This is a genomic window from Marinobacter sp. AN1 (assembly GCF_026013985.1).
Taxonomy (GTDB): Bacteria; Pseudomonadota; Gammaproteobacteria; order Pseudomonadales; family Oleiphilaceae; genus Marinobacter; species Marinobacter segnicrescens.
Genome location: NZ_CP110342.1, coordinates 2,459,844 through 2,477,100, shown reverse-complemented (window position 1 = coordinate 2,477,100; position 17,257 = coordinate 2,459,844). Strand labels below are relative to the sequence as shown.

The 17,257-nt window shown below is 56.9% G+C and carries 17 protein-coding genes and 1 pseudogene; 9 read left to right on the top strand and 9 right to left on the bottom strand.

Annotated elements, in window-relative coordinates; translation table 11 throughout:
- The first annotated feature begins 20 nt into the window (after positions 1-20).
- Positions 21-227: a cold-shock protein gene (locus LJ360_RS11405; protein ID WP_091848323.1), complete on the top strand. Its 207-nt coding sequence runs from the start codon at positions 21-23 to the stop codon at positions 225-227.
- A 132-nt stretch (positions 228-359) separates the two neighbouring features.
- Here LJ360_RS11405 and LJ360_RS11400 read toward each other — a convergent pair whose 3' ends face one another.
- From LJ360_RS11400 to LJ360_RS11385, 4 genes are all read right to left on the bottom strand, one after another.
- On the bottom strand, positions 360-1,463 hold the full coding sequence (locus tag LJ360_RS11400; RefSeq protein WP_264994025.1) for a histone deacetylase: 1,104 nt from the start codon (positions 1,461-1,463) through the stop codon (positions 360-362).
- A gap of 114 nt (positions 1,464-1,577) precedes the next feature.
- Complete coding sequence (locus LJ360_RS11395) at positions 1,578-1,967, bottom strand: nuclear transport factor 2 family protein (protein ID WP_091848322.1); 390 nt, start codon at positions 1,965-1,967, stop codon at positions 1,578-1,580.
- A 148-nt stretch (positions 1,968-2,115) separates the two neighbouring features.
- Positions 2,116-3,423, bottom strand: a complete 1,308-nt coding sequence (locus LJ360_RS11390; RefSeq protein ID WP_264994024.1) for a CynX/NimT family MFS transporter — start codon at positions 3,421-3,423, stop codon at positions 2,116-2,118.
- Between the two features lie 263 nt (positions 3,424-3,686).
- Complete coding sequence (locus tag LJ360_RS11385; RefSeq protein ID WP_264994023.1) at positions 3,687-4,364, bottom strand: glutathione S-transferase family protein; 678 nt, start codon at positions 4,362-4,364, stop codon at positions 3,687-3,689.
- A gap of 178 nt (positions 4,365-4,542) precedes the next feature.
- Between LJ360_RS11385 and LJ360_RS11380 the strand changes: the two genes are divergently transcribed.
- Positions 4,543-4,692 (top strand): entericidin A/B family lipoprotein, encoded by a 150-nt coding sequence (locus LJ360_RS11380; RefSeq protein WP_264994022.1) that lies wholly within the window; start codon positions 4,543-4,545, stop codon positions 4,690-4,692.
- A 92-nt stretch (positions 4,693-4,784) separates the two neighbouring features.
- Here the strand turns inward: LJ360_RS11380 and LJ360_RS11375 are convergent, their stop codons facing one another.
- A complete protein-coding gene (locus LJ360_RS11375; RefSeq protein WP_264994021.1) occupies positions 4,785-4,949 on the bottom strand; it encodes a hypothetical protein in 165 nt (54 codons plus the stop codon).
- 212 nt (positions 4,950-5,161) lie between these two features.
- Between LJ360_RS11375 and LJ360_RS11370 the strand changes: the two genes are divergently transcribed.
- The 4 genes from LJ360_RS11370 (at position 5,162) to LJ360_RS11355 (ending at position 9,232) form a co-directional block, all read left to right on the top strand.
- Complete coding sequence (locus LJ360_RS11370; protein ID WP_264994020.1) at positions 5,162-6,718, top strand: BCCT family transporter; 1,557 nt, start codon at positions 5,162-5,164, stop codon at positions 6,716-6,718.
- A 152-nt stretch (positions 6,719-6,870) separates the two neighbouring features.
- Positions 6,871-8,232: a hypothetical protein gene (locus LJ360_RS11365; protein ID WP_143066550.1), complete on the top strand. Its 1,362-nt coding sequence runs from the start codon at positions 6,871-6,873 to the stop codon at positions 8,230-8,232.
- Complete coding sequence (locus LJ360_RS11360) at positions 8,225-8,776, top strand: GNAT family N-acetyltransferase (RefSeq protein ID WP_091848317.1); 552 nt, start codon at positions 8,225-8,227, stop codon at positions 8,774-8,776. The genes LJ360_RS11365 and LJ360_RS11360 overlap by 8 nt, the downstream gene beginning before the upstream one ends.
- 132 nt (positions 8,777-8,908) lie before the next feature.
- Positions 8,909-9,232, top strand: a complete 324-nt coding sequence (locus LJ360_RS11355; protein ID WP_264994019.1) for a thioredoxin family protein — start codon at positions 8,909-8,911, stop codon at positions 9,230-9,232.
- A 121-nt stretch (positions 9,233-9,353) separates the two neighbouring features.
- Here the strand turns inward: LJ360_RS11355 and LJ360_RS11350 are convergent, their stop codons facing one another.
- On the bottom strand, positions 9,354-10,223 hold the full coding sequence (locus LJ360_RS11350; RefSeq protein WP_264994018.1) for a sulfurtransferase: 870 nt from the start codon (positions 10,221-10,223) through the stop codon (positions 9,354-9,356).
- 367 nt (positions 10,224-10,590) lie between these two features.
- Between LJ360_RS11350 and LJ360_RS11345 the strand changes: the two genes are divergently transcribed.
- The 3 genes from LJ360_RS11345 (at position 10,591) to LJ360_RS11335 (ending at position 14,587) form a co-directional block, all read left to right on the top strand.
- A complete protein-coding gene (locus tag LJ360_RS11345) occupies positions 10,591-12,675 on the top strand; it encodes a putative bifunctional diguanylate cyclase/phosphodiesterase (RefSeq protein ID WP_264994017.1) in 2,085 nt (694 codons plus the stop codon).
- 214 nt (positions 12,676-12,889) lie between these two features.
- Positions 12,890-13,717 (top strand): MipA/OmpV family protein, encoded by an 828-nt coding sequence (locus LJ360_RS11340; RefSeq protein WP_264994016.1) that lies wholly within the window; start codon positions 12,890-12,892, stop codon positions 13,715-13,717.
- 243 nt (positions 13,718-13,960) lie between these two features.
- Entirely contained in the window at positions 13,961-14,587 is a 627-nt protein-coding gene (locus LJ360_RS11335; protein ID WP_264994015.1) for a MipA/OmpV family protein, read from the top strand.
- Between the two features lie 21 nt (positions 14,588-14,608).
- Here LJ360_RS11335 and LJ360_RS11330 read toward each other — a convergent pair.
- The 3 genes and pseudogenes from LJ360_RS11330 to istA form a co-directional block, all read right to left on the bottom strand.
- A pseudogene (locus LJ360_RS11330) lies at positions 14,609-14,935 on the bottom strand (transposase); the annotation flags it as partial.
- A 64-nt stretch (positions 14,936-14,999) separates the two neighbouring features.
- The gene (istB, locus tag LJ360_RS11325; protein WP_264994014.1) at positions 15,000-15,755 is read right to left on the bottom strand and encodes an IS21-like element helper ATPase IstB; all 756 of its coding nucleotides are present in this window, start codon (positions 15,753-15,755) and stop codon (positions 15,000-15,002) included.
- On the bottom strand, positions 15,748-17,244 hold the full coding sequence (gene istA, locus LJ360_RS11320; protein WP_091848196.1) for an IS21 family transposase: 1,497 nt from the start codon (positions 17,242-17,244) through the stop codon (positions 15,748-15,750). The genes istB and istA overlap by 8 nt, the downstream gene beginning before the upstream one ends.
- Positions 17,245-17,257: the final 13 nt, after the last annotated feature.

The window sequence follows — 17,257 nt, the reverse complement described above, 5'->3', positions numbered from 1 at the left end:
TGATTACAGGATATTTCTATATGTCTATTACTACCGGTACTGTCAAGTTCTTCAACGAAGCAAAGGGCTTTGGTTTTATCACTCGTGAAAGTGGCCCGGATGTGTTTGTTCACTTCAGCGCCATCCAGGGCAGCGGCTTTAAAACCCTGGCAGAAGGCCAGCAGGTTGAATTCAACGTCAGCGATGGCCAGAAAGGCCCGCAGGCGGACAATGTAGTCGCTATCTGATATAGCCAACTACATGATCTGAAAAAGGCAGCTTCGGCTGCCTTTTTGCTTTGTGTCTGAAATAGAAGCCGCTGTTCTGGCTCCCGTGCCGTTAGATATCAACAGCCTGCCGGTGTTCTTGACATTCGGGTGTCAGATTTCCTCACCGAAAGCCGAGCGATGGAACGCCACGGCCTCTTCAGCCTCCGCAATACCGGGTTCCTTGAGAACGGGTGCCTCGCCGCCGGCGAGTACTTCCAGAACGGCATGCACACCCCGGCCCAGGGAGGTCAGGTTATAACCGCCCTCCAGAACGCAGGCGATCCGCCCCTGGCAGTGCCGGTCCGCGATGTCCCGGACAATGCTGGCCATCATCCTGAAACCGTCATAGGACACGTTGAAAGCCATATCGTTGCGGTGGGGGTCGAAACCGGCTGAGACCAATACCAGGTCTGGCTTGAAGTAATCAGCGGCAGGTACCAGGATCTCCCGGAAAACCTTTTCAAAAGCGATGTCACCCGCCGCCTCCGGCAGGGGAACGTTGGTGGTGTAGCCTTCCCCCATACCCTCACCCACGTCCTGTAACAGCCCGGAACCGGGATAGAAGGGTGCCGCGCAGTGGGTGTCGAAGAACAGCACATCGGGGTCTGCCCAGAAGATTTCCTGGGTTCCGTTGCCGTGGTGGGCATCCCAGTCGACGATCAGAATGCGCTCGCAGCCGAGTTTCGCATGGGCATGGGCGGCAGCTATGGCGACGTTATTGAGCAGGCAGAAGCCTCGGGCACGTACCGGCTCGGCATGGTGGCCCGGTGGTCGCACCAGGGCAAACGCACTGTCTGAGTTCCCGGCCATGACACTCTCTACGGCGGCAATGGCATTGCCTGCGGCCGTGGTAGCTGCATGGATGCTGTCCGGTGATACAGCGGTGGTGTCCCTGTCCAGCCAGGCGCGTTGGCCCTCCAGAGAGAAAAGGTGGTCCAGGTAGGAGGTGGTATGAACCCGGGAGAGCTGTTCATAGGTTGCCGGAGCAGCCCCCTGCTCAATTCGCACGCCGGGCACCGGGTAGTTGTCCAGCCAGGCCTTGATTGCGGACAACCGGCCCGGATGCTCAGGATAGCTCCACTTGAACTCCAGGTTCTGAAGAATCGACCGGACACGTTTCTCAACCCGGCTCGGAATGAACGGCAGGTCAACCTGGGGGTTGTGTCCCAGCATGACTTCATCATAGAAGACACTGACAGTTCGATCGCCTATCACGGGGTTTTCCCTTCCCATAGGTTGGTTTATCTCCCTTCAGACTAGTCGGCCCATGGCCAAATTGGGAGTAAATCAACGATGAGTGGGAGGTGGGGCTGTGCTGGCTTGCGGCGTTTACTGGCTGGTATCAACAGCGGTGGGGAGGTTGCCGCCCAGCATGTTTTCCACAACAGCGGCGTTATAGAAAGCTTCCACTGTGAGAATCCGGTCGTCCTCAACCCGGAACCAGAGGGCAAGCCTTACATCGCCGATTGGCTCGAAGTGGGTCTGGTAATCGAGGATGGCGAAGACATGCTCGCCGTCAGCGCTGAGCTGGCGGACAATCAGGTCCTTCTGGATGGCCGCCATGCCAAACTGGTAAGCCAGCATGTCATCGCGACTGAGGAAGCGCATATTGGGTCCAACATATTCGAAGCCTTCAGTGGCCAGCAGCTCTTTCGCCTCATCGAATCGCTGGGCGTGTATATGGGCAATAAACTGCGCGACCAGCTCTTTAGGTTTCATGAACGGATTCCCTTTGTCTCAAGCGTTGCTGATGAGTGGCGATATGGCCGGGTTTTACAGGTTGGAGGTGCCAGAAGCGTTGTACCTTGAGACCTTCCCCGGAAAGTGTACAACGAAGGTGAGATTTTCGGTTGCCCGGGAACCTGCGTCAACCCCGGCCCTCGTCACTTTCGTCAAGCGCCGCTGAGCCCGCAGTGGGTTCTGGCGTCACGGGGCTGAAGGGCTCGCCGTGCTCGTCCTGTAACTGATAATCATAGGCCGCCTGAAGACCGGTTTGCTCTTCGCCGGCCTCGTCGGCTTCCTGCTCAATATAGCGGGGATACAGGGGGGAGAACATTGCGACGATGATTCCCGCTGCTGAAAACATTGCAAACGCGAAGGCGTAGCTGAACTCATTCACCAGTATGCCAACCAGTGGAGACCCTGCGGCCTGTCCCAGGGAGATTGCCACAAAGGGCATGACCGGTCCCATGGATAGCCTTCCGGGCAGCAGGCGGATCCCGGTCATGAGATAGAGCCCGGTCAGGCTCATGTACGCCAGGCCGAACACCAGCCCAGAGAATATAGAGATCACCATCTGGTCGGGGCTTGCAGCGAGCAGTGACAGGCTGGCAGCCAACATCACCAGCATCAGTGCGTGGGTGATCGGCGGGTTATTGCGATCGGCAAGGTCCGCCACCACGGCACCGCCGAGGCCAGCAACACCGACTGCGAGCCACAGCCAGCCTGTCATGCTGGCTGGCAGGTTTCCGAGGGTGACCACCAGGTCCGGCGCGAAGACCCAGTAGGCAGCGGAAACAAAGCCCATCACAAAGGCAAACAGCGACAGCCTGAACAGCCGGGACCATTGGGCAAGGGTGATGCCAGGTGGGGGTGCGGCGTTTGCCGGGGTGACCCGCGATACCGAGGGAATGAAATACCAGGTGGCGACGATGCCGATAACAGCAAGGACAGCGAAGGATGCATACGCATAGCGCCATGCATCCGCGAGGAATAGTACGGCCGGCACTGACACTGCCACGCCGATGCTGGTACCGGCGTTCATCACCGAGCTTACCCTGCCATGCAGGGAGCGCTTTACCAGCGCCTGCATGGCCGCCGTCAGAGCCGGCATCATAAGGCCTGTACAGAGACCGCACGCAAACACACCCACCCCAAGGGACACGGCTCCGGACGCCTGGCTTATCAGCGCCAGCCCTGCTGCACCAAAGCCACCGGACAGGATGGCGGTGTTGCGTGAGCCGAGCCGGGTGGCAGCCCGGGGGGCAACCAGGCTGGCCAATACAAAACTGATGAGCGGCAGCGCGCCAATCAGGCCGATCACCTCCGGCGACAGGTCCAGTGCGCCCCTTATCGGCGGAACGAACAGACCGAAGGCGAAGCGCGCCAGCCCATAGCTGATGGCGATGAGGGCTGCCCCCAGAAGGGCAAACGCTGTGCTTGAAGGAAACTTCATGCTGCTCCCGCCGGGCTTTAAACGAACATTCCGGACCACCATGGGACACTGTGGTCCGGGCGGATGCTGTAATGCGGCTACAGGGTGCACAGGCAGCCACAGCGTTTTCAAGTCAGCGTAGACCGCAATGAAACGATCGGCCAACGTCGACTTTCCACGACATTGATGACTTCTGGGGGAGGGAGGGTGACCCGGGGCCCGGGCAAAGTGCTCCGGGCGCCGGTGTGTGTCTCAGGAGTGAAGAGCTGCTGTGGCGGGGCGGTTCAGATACCGTAGAGCGCCTTGAGGTGAGCCATGAACTGCGGCCTGTTCTCGGCAGCATCGGCCTGGACCTTCTGCACTGCCGGCCTTTGGGCCATACGCTTGAAGTACTCGTGTAGCCCCGGCACCTCAGCCAGTGGGTCGCGGTCAAGGAATGCCTTGCCGACGTTACGCACGATGGGCAGGTTCAGAATCGCTGCAATATCCGCCACGGTGAACTTGTCGCCATAGGCAAACTGATCAAACGACGACAGTTTCGGCAGTGCTGCCGCGGCCTTGTCGAGACTGGTCTCCACTTCTTTCAGTACGGCAGGGTGCGGCTGTGTGCCCCCGAGAAGGTTCGGGATCAGGCGGCGGGCCACCAGCTCGAAATACAGTTCGATGAACTGCGACAGTTCCTGGACCTTGGCAACGTCAAACGGTGACTGGGGTATCAGGGAAGGCTCCGGGTAGGTGCGCTCGATGTATTCCAGAATGGGGCGGGATTCACTGATAAAACCTTTCGGTGTTTCCAGTGCCGGCACCTTGCCAAGCGGGCTCTTGTCCAGGTATTCCGGCTTGTACTTCGGGCCGACGCCGGTATAGGAAAGCACTTCCTCAAACTCGACACCTTTCTCCAGAAGGGCAAGCTTGGGCACGTTGTAGTAGTTGCTGGCAGAAAAACCGTGGAGTCGAATCATTGTTGTTCCATTGGTTGGTGATGGGGCGTTGTTTTGTGGGTCAGTATAGGTGGTACGTCACCGTAAACACCACCCGCGAGTGGCTTCGCTGCCAGCTCCAGCCACGGGCATTTGTACTACAGTCAGAGCGTGGTCTTTAATGATTGATGCACATACGTGCTGACTGGGAGGGTTTGCTATGAAACTGGAAAAGATTGTTGAATCCACCGCACGCCCCTTGCTGATCTTGTTGTTTTTGGGAACAGGCCTGGCGGGCTGTAATACCATGGAAGGCTTTGGAAAGGATGTCGAGGCGGCTGGTGAAAAGATCGAGGAGGAGGCAGACTGACGGGCTTGCTGGCTAAACTCCTAACACCGCCCGGGCTCAGGCGCCGGGTGGTGCGGATACCTCAGGCGGCCCAGCCGGGGTTCCCTTTACGGTTATTTATCCGTTTTAAGGTTAATTTGTTTTGACCCGGTGAGGGAGAGTTGCCCACTCTTGCCCTTGTCGACATACTCAATGGTTCCGCCAGACTTCAGAAAAGCAGCGGTCTGCTCCTCAATCATGGCCGTAGTTAGCGTCGCTTTTACCGGTTTCTTGCTCATATTGTTCTCCCGATCGACGGTTGGCTTGTTTGCCACCGTCAAACACTCATTATATCGGAAATCGCAACAAATTGCTGGGCTGGTCGCTCGGGCAGTAATCCGTTGTGATGATAACGGGGGTCGGTTACTACGGACGCCGGGCTGGCCGGCATCCTGTGCAAAGTGGAGGCCTTTCCTGTAGGGTGCGCCGTTTTTCCTGAAGGCCTGACCCTATGACTGCTGAGTCCGTTCCCGCAACGGGAGCCAAATCCCGCCTCCTGACCGATAGTGATCCCGTGGTACTCACGCTGACCATCGGTTTTATCCTCCTGTTTGTTGGTGCCTCCGTGGTGGACAGTAACTACGTTGCCGGCCTGATTGGCAACGGTTTCACCTGGACCGCCAAATACCTGGGGTCGTTCTTCCAGGTATTGTTGCTGCTGACCTTCTTTATCGCCATTGGTACGGCTATGAGCCGTGCCGGCGCCGCCCGGCTTGGTGGGCTTGATAAGCCAGAAATCAGCCGCTTCCGCTGGTTATCGATGATCCTGTGCACCTTGCTGGCAGGTGGTGGTGTCTTCTTCGCCGCCGGCGAGCCGGTGTATCACTTTGTGGTATCACCACCTGCCTCCGGCGCTGAAGCCGGCACATCCGCGGCTGTGGCGCCAGCCATGGCCCAGTCGTTCACCCACTGGGGCTTCCTGGCCTGGGCCGTACTTGGGTCGCTGACGGCACTGGTGCTGTCCCGGGCACATTACGGCCAGGGCAAACCACTGCAGCCACGCACGCTGCTGTACCCGGTATTTGGGGAGAGCGTCATCCAGGGGCGTCTGGGTGGCGTAGTGGACGCTTTCTGTGTCATCGCCGTGGTGGCGGGCACCGTGGGACCGATCGGCTTCCTGGCAACACAGATGAGCTTTGGCCTGCATGAACTGTTCGGCGTTACCGATGGCTATGGTACCCAGTTGACCGTACTGGCGGTGGTGGCCGGGGTGTATATGACCTCTGCCATGAGTGGGCTGCACAAGGGTATCCAGATGCTGAGTCGTTTCAACGTGCTGCTGGCCCTGGCCATCGCAGCAGTGATCCTTGTGTTCGGACCGACCCTGTTCCTGGTGAATACCTATACCCAGTCCATGGGTGAATATATGTCCTCATTCTTTGCCATGGCCACTATGACGTCGGAAACCGCTCCAGCCTGGTGGATGAAGTGGTGGACGGTGTTCTTCTTCGCCTGGTTTATCGGATACACCCCGCTGATGGCGGTGTTTGTCTCCCGGATCTCCCGGGGCCGGACAGTACGGGAGATGATCGTAGCGGTGGCCGTGTTAGCGCCGATAGCGACCACGATATGGTTCACCCTGCTGGGCGGCTCCGGCATCTACCACCAGCTGGCCGGCACCTTTGACCTGACCGAGGCACTGGGCAATTTTCAGTTTGATGTGGCGACCCTGACCGTAGCCCAGGCCCTGCCAGGTGGCACCTGGATGGCCGCTGCCATACTGCTGTTGACCACGATTTTCGTGGCCACCACGGGTGACTCCATGAGTTATTCCATAGCCATGGTTGGCGCCGGGCATGACGAGCCAAACCCCTGGATCCGGGTGTTCTGGGGCGGCGCGATGGCCCTGATGGCGGCAATCCTGTTGTACATGGGCGCCGGCCAGATCGGCGTGCTGCAGCAGTTTATTGTGCTGACCGCGATACCCGTTTCCCTGATCATCCTGCCGTCCCTGTGGACGGGGCCAAAAGCCGCGATGGCGATGGCACGGGAGCAGGGCGTCGCCTGATACCGGTTCAGGCATATCTGGTGCGATCCGGCAAGGCCACCCGTCTTAATTGGGGCCCTGTCGGTTGCCCGGTCAGAAGAAGCTGTTTATTCTTTTGAGAAGGCCCTGATCGGGCTGAATGAAAACGTACGATTTTACGTAACGAGGGGCTCATGGAGGAACTACGAGGATCCTTATTGTACTCGATCAGATACGACCTGGGTGGCTCGATTGTAGAAGAAGGAGTTCTAGACACATGTCTGGCTCGCATGAGGGAGGTGTTTCCTGATCTTCGTCCCAGACTTTCTGACCTTTCCGTTTTCAATTTCAGTTATCTCGCCCGGGCAGATCAGAAATACGTACTCGCAGAGGAAGAGATAATTTTCAAGGGACAGCATTGGCACTTGAGAACGGAGTTGGATCCAGCAGGTACACTTGGTTTCTGGCTGCAAAGCCCAAAGTACGAGGCGAAAGAACCTTGCGAACTAGCCAAAAGACTTCTTGGCTCACATCAGCAGTTCCTTGATGATAAAAACCTTGACTATCTGATCTATCTTTCGCGCAATGGTGAGGTCAGGGGAAGGTTGAGTTCGTTCGAGATTCCGGCGGATCGCGGCGAACTTGATTTTGGTCGTCGAGTGGACCAGATACTCTCACTGATCAGTGACCAGGTCGCCCAACGAAAGCGGTATAAGTTTCATGATTTTCGCCCGATCTTTCTATTAAGCGATGATGCGTTCGCCAGCGAAGAGACTCGAAATGCGTTGGTGTTCCTTGACCAAAACAGCGCCATAAAACAGGGTTGCGGTCTGAACAGCTCTGCAACGGATGAGCCCTTGCGCGGTTCGGAGGGGCGGTATGTTGCTAACACCTGGTCGTTTGTCGTTCGGGAGCAGTGCTGGACGAATGAACTGGAGCAGATGTTTTCCCACGCCCATTCGCACTGGTTCCAGATCCATGGCTCTATCTTCGAAATCAGGGATCTTGAGGCTTATATTGACAGGACAGTAATCAAGCGTCGTGAGCTCAATGTTGCTTATCTTCAAAGCTTCGGGAGATTTCTTGAGGCGCGTAAGAACGAGATGTTCTCCAGCATTTTTGCAGCACAGAATTCAGACTTTATCACCAAGAATGCACAGTATAGAGACGATCTTGAAATATTCATGACTGACTTCGGGATCGATAAACAGATCGGAATTCTGAAGGACTTCGCTGAAAGGATCAGTAATTATATTGTTGAGCAGAACAATTATTTGTCTCTGCTGGAAAGTCGGGCGCTCAACCGAAACACCAAAATGCTGGAAGTGCTTTTCTTGTTGAATACCGCAGCCGGGATTGCAGCATTTGCTCCGTCGATTTTCTCCAGCGACATTCAACCAGAGTTTGTTTTTGACCTTCCGCGTATGCTTGCCCTGCTGATACTGTTTGGATCTTTCATCTTCTACTTTGGGGTTATTTTCCTGGGGAGTCAGCTTAGCCGCCGAGAACAGGTCGCAGTTGCCAAAAAAGACTGGATGAAGATGATTGATGACTAACCGTGTTGCTACTGAAATTCAGTACCTGGAATGCCTAGCTCAGGATCCTGCTGCCTCTTCTGGAGTCTGGGATATCCTGAAGCTGGTTGATCAGGAGTTTGTTCCTCCCCTCTCTGCGCGCGAGGGCACGAAAGATGTGGTTTTCGGGAAAGATTCCAAGGTTATCGCAGAGCCACATCAATATTTTGCGACTATGAGCCAACAACCGGTATTTTTGGCCAGGATTGGGCCGGAAATTGCGGGCTTTCTGTCCTTCAGACGCGATTATCCCTATGACGCGGCCGCTTTCAGGTCATCGGCCTATGTCACCACCATTGCGGTGGCTCCAGCTTTTCGTGGCAGGGGTGTCGCCAACGCCTTGTATGAAGCCATTGAGGATTATGTAAGACAAGCCGAACCCAACGGCATCGTCAGTGTGAGGTCATGGTCTAGCAACTCATCGCATCTTCGTTTGCTGGAAAGTCGCGGTTACGAAACCAGGCTTCAGTTATCAGAGGATCGGGGGCCAGGAGTGGACACGGTTATTGTTGCTAAGGCAGTCTGAACGCTTTTTGTTGAAGCGATCAAGGTACCTGTAGTTGGCTGAACTGGTCTAACCGGCCAGGGGTCTAACTTTAGCTCAGGCAGCACCCACGAATTGACCCTGAGTCGGATGAGCTGATCAAGAGGGACAACCATGAGCTACGCCAGCCAATACAACGCGGACGCACCCAGTCGCGAAGAGATTGACCAGACACCGGGGCCGCTGGTGCTGGAGTTTGGAACCGGTTGGTGCGGTTTCTGCCAGGCCGCCCAGGCCGACATAGCAAAAGCCTTTGAGTCCCACCCGGAAACGCCCCACCTGAAAGTCGAAGACGGCAAAGGCCGCCGGCTGGGGCGGACCTTCGGGGTCAAGCTCTGGCCGACGATCATCTTTCTGAAGGACGGGCAGGAAGTTGATCGGGTGGTGCGGCCCTCCAATTGCAGTGCTGTTGAGGCCGGGCTCGATCAGATCAGTTGAACGATCAGAGCACCGGCGCTGGCGAAGACCAGCAACCATCCCAAGGCGCATCATCTACCCAGGTAATGCCCGTGATGAAGCGATTGCTCGCTGGTGCGCAAACGCCTTCCCGGTTGCCTGTTCACGCGGCGGCGGAAGGCGCCATCTCGATGGGCAGTGACTCATCGGCACTCCATTCGTACCAGCTGCCCAGGTAATTCCGCAGTCGGGTGAAACCCGCCATTTTCAGGGCTGCAAAGGTGTTTGAGGCCCGCGATCCCTTGAAACAGTAAATGATGATGTCATCGTCCTGGTGAATGCCCTTGGCGGCCAGAATGTCGGTGATCTCACTGGCGGATTTGAAGGTCGGGATGTCACTGTTATCCAGCAGTTCGTACCATTCCAGCCAGCGAGCCGTCGGTATCCGGCCACGTCGGGGCGAATAGTCGACACCATCGGCGTCGTAGGGCGAAGACCCTTCGCAGAGCCACTCCCGGGCATCGCGGTTATCCAGCAGGACGACGCTGTCGTCTTCAATAGCCGCGAGCACATCATCCCTGGTGGCGATAATGTCGTTATTCACCATCACCTTGAAGTCGCTCGGCGTTACCGCAACCGTGTGGTTATCGGTGGCCAGGCCCGCTGCCTTCCAACCGGCCAGGCCCTTGTCCAGGATGGCGGTATTGTCATGCCCCAGGTGATTGAGCAACCACCAGCCGCGACAGGAACTCCCGAAGCGCGTAGTCAGGCCGTCTTCGTAGAGCACCGCTTTCTGGCCCGGCCGGAGGCCGACGCCGGACAGTATGTCTTCGAACTTCTGGTAGGTAGCACTGAGTTCATCCTCTGAGGTGGTTGTCAGGTGATAAAAGATATCGGGCACGTTGACGGCCCCCGGGATGTGTTCTGCAGCGTAATCGGCGGCATCCCGGACATCGATCAGAAGGATATCGTCGTCGTTGTTGTCGAGTGTGGCTTTGAGTTCAGTGGCGGTCAGTACGATGGATTTGGTCATGGTCCACTCCTGGAAGTCTGTCTGAGCCCGGGCAGGAAAGCATGTCGGACAGGCTGAATGCCTTGCTGACGGACGGTGCAGGTTCAGGTTTGCAATGGGTATGCCATTGACCGGGCGCCGGGAAAGACCCTGGCGAGACATGGCCAGGCCCCGGGCCGATGTGGGGTGTTATGGGTGAGCGCCGTCAGCGGGACTTGTGCAGATCCCGGACAAACGCAATGACACTGTCAGACATTGTTCGCCATTTGAGCAAATCGGGGAATCTTGTATCCGTATAAGCAAAGTTTTAAATTGGCCGTATAACAATTAGAGCGAAATACATGAATGCGCGATGTCTGGCCGCACGCACACTGTGGCTGATGCACTGATGAGTCGCAATGGAAGGCGGGAGGAAGAGCTGATCGCCCTGCTTGGGGAGCTGCCCGTTGCCTGCATGCTTCTGCGCGAGGCCGACCATACCGTGGTCGCCGTCAACCCGGTGTTCGAGGCTTTGTTCGGTTGGAGTGCTTCCCGCATGATCGGTCGTTCCTACGCTGAGCTGCCTTTATGGTCCAGTTCGCGGCAACGCGAGGATTTTCGCCGGCAACTGTTAACCAGCGGCCGCATTCAGCAACATGAAACCCACTTCCAATGCGGCGATGGCCAGACCAGACCCTGCCTGGCCTATGTCGAGCAGGTCCGCATCGGTGACCAGTTGTACCAACTGGCCACGGCCCACGACATGTCCGAGCGGAGCAACGCCAACCAGGAACTGAAGCAGAGCGAAGCCAAGTTTGCTGCCCTGTTCATTGACTCCCCCGAACCCTATGTACTGTTTTCCAAACGTACTGCAAAGATAATCGAGATCAACCACCGGTTTACCCAGGTGTTCGGCTACCAGTCACAGGATGTGATCGACAGGAATGCCAACGAATTCGGGTTCTGGCGGTATCCGGAAAAACGTCCGGCGGTCATCGACAAACTGATGCGCGAGGGTTGCCTGCGCAATGAGCCGGTTGACCTTGTCGCCAAGGATGGTCGCGTGCTGAACTGTGAGGTTTCCAGCAACTTCATCCTGGTCGGCGAGGAGTGGTGCACCCTGTCCAGCTTCAAGGATGTCACCGAGCAGAGAAGAATCGAGGCGCGTGTCAAGCATCAGGCATATCACGATGCGCTGACGGATCTCCCCAACCGCCTGCTGCTACACGACCGACTGCAACAGTACCTGGCCCTCAGTGAGCGCCATGGTCTGAGTTGCGCGCTACTCTTCTTCGACCTGGACCATTTCAAGCGCGTCAACGACTCCCTCGGTCACGGCTGTGGTGATGCGGTCCTGCAGGAGGTAAGTCGCCGCCTGCAGGAGCGGGTGCGCAGGGCTGATACAGTCGCCCGCCTGGGCGGCGACGAGTTCGTCATCCTGCTTACCGGCCTGTCCGGCAAGCCGGAACAGATTGCCGAGCAGGCGCGAGCCAACGCGGCCGAATTGCTCGAGGTTGTGTCCGCCCCCATGCAAATCGAGGGTTACGGACTGCAGCTGAGCTGCAGCATCGGTATTGCCCTGTCCTCCGAGCATGGCAATACACCGGAAGACCTGCTAAAGCATGCCGACACCGCGCTGTATGGCGTCAAGGCCAGCGGACGCAACAACATCGCCTTTTTTGAGCCGCAGATGCAGGTGGCCGTCAGCCAGCGTCTGCAACTGGAAACCGAGTTGCGCAACGCGCTGCTGGAGGGGGAATTCCAGTTGCACTACCAGCCGCAGGTCGACGCCTGCACGCAGCGCATAACAGGTGCCGAGGCGTTGTTGCGCTGGCAGCACCCCGAAATGGGAATGATCGGTCCTGGCACCTTCATGCATGTGCTCGAAGAGAGCGCCATGATCCTCGAAACCGGCCACTGGATCCTTGAGCAGGCGTGCGACTTCATCGCCCGGCTTCTCGATCAGGGGCTGATCGCAACTGACCAGTTCTGCCTCAGTGTCAACATAAGCCCCCGGCAGTTTCGCCAGGCCAGTTTTGTTGCCCAGGTGGCAGCAGCCATTGCCCAGAAGCAAATTCCCGTGCAGTGCCTGAAACTGGAAATTACCGAAAGCATCATGATCCACAACATATCCGACACGGTGGAGAAGATGAACGAGTTGCGGGACATGGGCATCCGTTTCGCGATTGACGATTTCGGGACGGGCTACTCTTCGCTGAGCTATCTCAAGCGATTGCCGGTAGACCTGCTCAAGATCGACCAGTCATTCATCGACGACTGCACCCATGACGGTAATGACGCCGAGATCGTCCGCGCTATTATCGCCATGGCCCGAAGCCTGAAGATGGAGTTGATTGCCGAGGGCGTGGAAACCGCTGAGCAGTTGGATTTCCTGAAGCAGCATGGGTGCCGAACCTATCAGGGATACTACTTCAGCCGGGCAGTCAGTGAAGAAGCCTTCTGTGTACTGCTTGGTCCACCCGCGACCCGTTGATCAACTGCGAAGTAACCTGGGACGTTCGACTATTTTTCCAGGGGGCTGTCCCAAATAGCCCATGCCCCAAATACCCAAAATACACCATTCGGTGTTCCGCCCTGAGTGCTTCATTGGTCGCGGATGACGATTGACATATTTGGTCTATTCATTCGTGCCACACGTATTCTTTACCGTGTTGTTCTTCATCAACTCATAGCCGGGCGGAACTCAAGTGAGAAAATTTACAGGTCTACTGTTGGCCATCTGCGCACCTGCATTCTTTGTTCAAACCGCATTAGCACAGGAAGAAAAAACGGCGTTGGTGCCATTACCCTCGCTCGACGACTTCACGCGGGGTGAGGACGGCTGGGGCTTCGGGTTGGGCCTGGGTGTTGAATACGAATCGGCCTACGAAGGGTCGGATGAATTCGACTTCGAGGTCAGTCCTGCTGGCGCGGTACAATGGCGCAAGGGCGATGATATCTTTTACTGGGCCGGTGAAGCGTTGGGGTGGCGTGGTCTTCGTTCTGACACCTGGCTATTGCAGGCATCAGTAGGCTTCGAAGAGGGACGCGAAGAAAGCGATTCTGACGACGGTCGGCTGGATGGACTTGGCGATACCGACGAGGGCGTTGAATTCGTGCTGCAGGCACGGCGTGCGTTCGATGCTGACTGGCGTTACTGGTTGGATGGTCGAATTGTGACCGGTGAGACTGGAAACCTGGGTATTGTGGGGGTAGGTCGTCGCTTCGGGGATCGGAACGATGGAGCCGGCTCTGAACTTTCGATCGCGGCGGTTTTTCACGATAGCGATCTCGCCAACGAACAGTTTGGCGTAGACCCAGCCCAGGCTGCGGCATCAGGACTGGACGAGACCGAACTAAGCGGGGGCTTCCGCTCGATTGGCGTCAATTACAATTATCGTGCTTACATCAACGATAACTGGCAGATTTTCGGTGAAGCGCTCTATGAGCGCTATAGCAGCGATATTGCGGATAGCCCGATCGCACGCAACAACTATGAAGCCGAAGTAGGTGTCGGGTTTATTTACGTCTTCTAGACTGCTGAACGCCCTCGCTGGAGCATATGGATTCTGTAGCGAGGGTACCGGAGGACAAGCAATCGGGACGACGAAGCAATCGCGACGAGAAAATAAGTCTGTCCCGGTTTTCAATTAACCCACCCTCCACGGCAAAATTTCGAGACTGGCCATAGCCAGGGGCCCCGGTCGGACTCAATTCGGTAGTTTATGCCTGATTGTCGCGAGACTGGTCAAAACATAGATAAATATGCTGGGTAGCGTGTGATCACGACTGAGGCAGCAGCCTCGGCACGCGGTTTATTGGTTTTCTTCCTTGGTAGTGCCTGTCCATGGTTTTATCTGCGTGGTCTTCGGTCTGATACCTGGCTCTTGCAGGCATCAGTAGGCTTCGAAGAGGGACGCGAAGAAAGCGATTCTGACGACGGTCGGCTGGATGGACTTGGCGATACAGACGAGGGAATTGAGTTCGTGCTGCAGGCACGTCGTGCTTTCGATGCGGACTGGCGTTATTGGTTGGATGGCCGAATTGTGACCGGTGAGAATGGAAACCTGGGTATTGTGGGGGTGGGTCGTCGCTTCGGTGAGCGGAACGATGGAACCGGCTCTGAACTTTCAATCGCGGCGGTATTTCACGATAGCGATCTCGCCAATGAACAGTTTGGCGTAGACCCAACCCAGGCTGCCGCATCAGGACTGGACGAGACCGAACTAAGCGGGGGCTTCCGCTCGATTGGCGTCAATTACAATTATCGTGCTTACATTAACGATAACTGGCAGATTTTCGGCGAAGCGCTCTATGAGCGTTATAGCAGCGATATTGCGGATAGCCCGATCACACGCAACAACTATGAAGCCGAAGTAGGTGTCGGGTTCATTTACGTCTTCTAGTGTCCCGTCTGGGTAATTCGTTTATTTATCATTAATGACACTCAACTTTGCTCGCGCCACTGAAGTCATAATCGATTCTGCGCTTTTGTGCCAGCGGAAGGGCTTTGCCAGCTTCTCATTATGAGTTTGGATAAAGCGACGAATCGCCTTCTTCAGTTCGCCGACACTGGTAAAAATGCCACGGTACAAAGCACGGCGTTCCAGTTGACCAAACCAGCCCTCCACGGCATTCAGCCAGGAGGCGCTGGTTGGTGTGAAGTGAAGCTTGAACCGGGGATGTTTCTCCAGCCAGGCTTTTACCTCTGGTGTTTTATGAGTCGAGCTGTTGTCCAGAATCAGATGAAGGTCCTTGTACGGCGTCAACTATCTTGGCCGGTCCAGCGTCGATTAAGTTGGCCGGTTGACGGTGAACCTATGTTGTCTGCTTCTTGAGTGAGGCTTTTCTCCGGTAGCTTTCCCCCGTGCATTGAAGGATGGTGGCGTGATGGACCAGTCGGTCGATGGCGGCGACGGTCATGATGGTGTCCTCAAACAGCTTGTCCCAGTGCTCGAAGTCCTGATTGGAAGTGATGATCAGGCTGTGGCGCTCGTAGCGATGGGCGATCAGCTCGAACAACACAGTGCTTTCCTGCTCGGTTTTCCGAACGTAGCCCAGGTCATCGATGATGAGCACAGCATACTTGTCGAGACGGGCCAGAGCATCGCTAAGACGCAGGGCTTCCTTGGCGCGTTGTAGGCTTTGTACGAGCGCCGTGGCGGCCACGAACTTGACCCGGATGCCGGCCTCTATCAGGCCGTAACCGATGCTGCTGGCCAGGTGGGTTTTACCGATCCCGCTGGCACCGAACAGCAACAGGTTGTCACCACGTTTCACCCAGTCTGGCTGGTTGATCAGCTGGCTGATGTGAGGCTTGGTCACCCCCGTCACCGCGTCGAAGTTAAAGCTGCCCAACTGCTTGCCCGGTGGTAATGTAGCGTCCTTCAGATAGCGCTGTAAGCGCTTGTCTTCCCGTGAGGCAAGCTCCAGGGCACACAGCTCGCTCAGGTACTGTTCCGGACGCCAGTGTTCCGTCACGGCCTTATCCGCCAGGGGTTGCCAGTGATCCTTGATGCTGCCCAGGCGCAGGTGTTTCAACATCAAGGGTAGTGAAGCCGTCACGTCACTCATGGCAGCCTCCCATGTGCAGCAGCGCCTGGTAGTCGCCCAGCGCATGCTGATGAACCACCATAGCCGGCAGAGCCGGATTGAGGCTCAGGAAGCGGTCTTCGCATTCCAGCAGACTGGGGAGTTTGCCGCGCTCAATGCCGGCCAGCACGTAACGACCCAGGGCGCTTTCGCGGTCGCTCTTCTTGGCCAGGTGCAGCAGTCTTACGATGTAGTGGCAGGCCTTGTCTGCGTTCAAGGTTTCGTCGACATGCTGCCAGATACGCCGGTAATCGTCGCCGGGTAGCAGGTCATCGCGCCACTGAGAGTGCCGGAAGGCGCGGGGCTTTTTAACCAGGGATTCGATCACATGGCAGTAATTGACGCTGCGCCGGCGTTGCTGTCCCCGGGCGTGGATGCGGGGCAGTGTCAGCGTATGCACACCGGCGCACCACAGCTCCAGGCGGGCATCGAACAGGCGTACCGTCAGCCGGCTACCGATCAGTCGTGAGGGCACCGAGTAGGTCACCCGCTTAAGCGCGATGGTGCTGGTGCGGCTGACCCGCAAGGTATGCTCACTGTAGGTATTGCTGTCATGAGCAGGCAGTGGTTGGAGACGTTGCTGCTCTGCCTTGAACACGGTGCTGATCCGGCGGTTGCGCCGTGTCACCACTGCCTGAACGAAGGCTTCGTAGGCATCACGGGTGGTAAAGTCATGGCTTCCGCGCAGTAACAGGGCTTGTTTGAGTTGCTGCTTGATGTGGTTGTTGGGCGATTCGATGGCACCGTTCTCGTGAGCCACGCCCCGATTGTTGCGGGTAGCTCGGACATCGTAGTGGTGACAGAATTCGGCAAATCGCTCGGTAAAATCCTCCTGCTCCTGCCGGTTCTTATAGGCGGCACTCAGACTGTCGGTGCGTAATTGTCGCGGCACTCCGCCACTGTTCCGGAAGGCCTTTTGCAGGCCATCCGACAGCGCACTGAAGCTCTCGCCACCATAGGTGACCTGAGCGTAGGCCCAGCCGCTGGCAACCAGGCGGTAATGGAACAGCTTGTGCGGTAAGGCCTCACCCGCAATGGTCACCGGCTCTTTAACCCAGGTGAAGTCGGCAATGCCCAGTTCTCCAGGCTCGTGGCTCTGGACGAACATGACCGGTTGGGCTGGCCCGTGTAATTGTCGCCAGCGGCCAATACGCCGTTCCAATGTGCGTCGTGCACGGGGATCGAACTGATCTGTATGGTACTCACAGAGGTGATCAAAAATACCCACTGGTGTGAGGTCAGGCGATGACTCCAGCAGCGGTAACACGATGCTATCCCAGACTTCTGCCAACGGGTCTTTACGAGTACGCCAGTTGCGCTCTCGCTTCTGGGGCTGGTGCAATTGCTGGTCTATGCGACGGGCGGACCGCTCTGAGATACCGGCCTTGGCCGCGGCGACGGTCTGTGTCTGGCTTTTGCGGTGGTGCATGAATAACCTGACCTGTTGATCTGTAATGTGTTTGCCCGACACAGCGACTCCTCCG

What these genes read in the sequence shown, in the direction of transcription:
- LJ360_RS11405 (WP_091848323.1), top strand. Translation starts at nt 21, where the DNA reads ATGTCTATTACTACCGGTACTGTCAAGTTCTTCAACGAAGCAAAGGGC.
- LJ360_RS11395 (WP_091848322.1), bottom strand. Translation starts at nt 1,967, where the DNA reads ATGAAACCTAAAGAGCTGGTCGCGCAGTTTATTGCCCATATACACGCC.
- LJ360_RS11390 (WP_264994024.1), bottom strand. Translation starts at nt 3,423, where the DNA reads ATGAAGTTTCCTTCAAGCACAGCGTTTGCCCTTCTGGGGGCAGCCCTC.
- LJ360_RS11385 (WP_264994023.1), bottom strand. Translation starts at nt 4,364, where the DNA reads ATGATTCGACTCCACGGTTTTTCTGCCAGCAACTACTACAACGTGCCC.
- LJ360_RS11380 (WP_264994022.1), top strand. Translation starts at nt 4,543, where the DNA reads ATGAAACTGGAAAAGATTGTTGAATCCACCGCACGCCCCTTGCTGATC.
- LJ360_RS11375 (WP_264994021.1), bottom strand. Translation starts at nt 4,949, where the DNA reads ATGAGCAAGAAACCGGTAAAAGCGACGCTAACTACGGCCATGATTGAG.
- LJ360_RS11370 (WP_264994020.1), top strand. Translation starts at nt 5,162, where the DNA reads ATGACTGCTGAGTCCGTTCCCGCAACGGGAGCCAAATCCCGCCTCCTG.
- LJ360_RS11365 (WP_143066550.1), top strand. Translation starts at nt 6,871, where the DNA reads ATGGAGGAACTACGAGGATCCTTATTGTACTCGATCAGATACGACCTG.
- LJ360_RS11360 (WP_091848317.1), top strand. Translation starts at nt 8,225, where the DNA reads ATGACTAACCGTGTTGCTACTGAAATTCAGTACCTGGAATGCCTAGCT.
- LJ360_RS11355 (WP_264994019.1), top strand. Translation starts at nt 8,909, where the DNA reads ATGAGCTACGCCAGCCAATACAACGCGGACGCACCCAGTCGCGAAGAG.
- LJ360_RS11350 (WP_264994018.1), bottom strand. Translation starts at nt 10,223, where the DNA reads ATGACCAAATCCATCGTACTGACCGCCACTGAACTCAAAGCCACACTC.
- LJ360_RS11345 (WP_264994017.1), top strand. Translation starts at nt 10,591, where the DNA reads ATGAGTCGCAATGGAAGGCGGGAGGAAGAGCTGATCGCCCTGCTTGGG.
- istB (WP_264994014.1), bottom strand. Translation starts at nt 15,755, where the DNA reads ATGAGTGACGTGACGGCTTCACTACCCTTGATGTTGAAACACCTGCGC.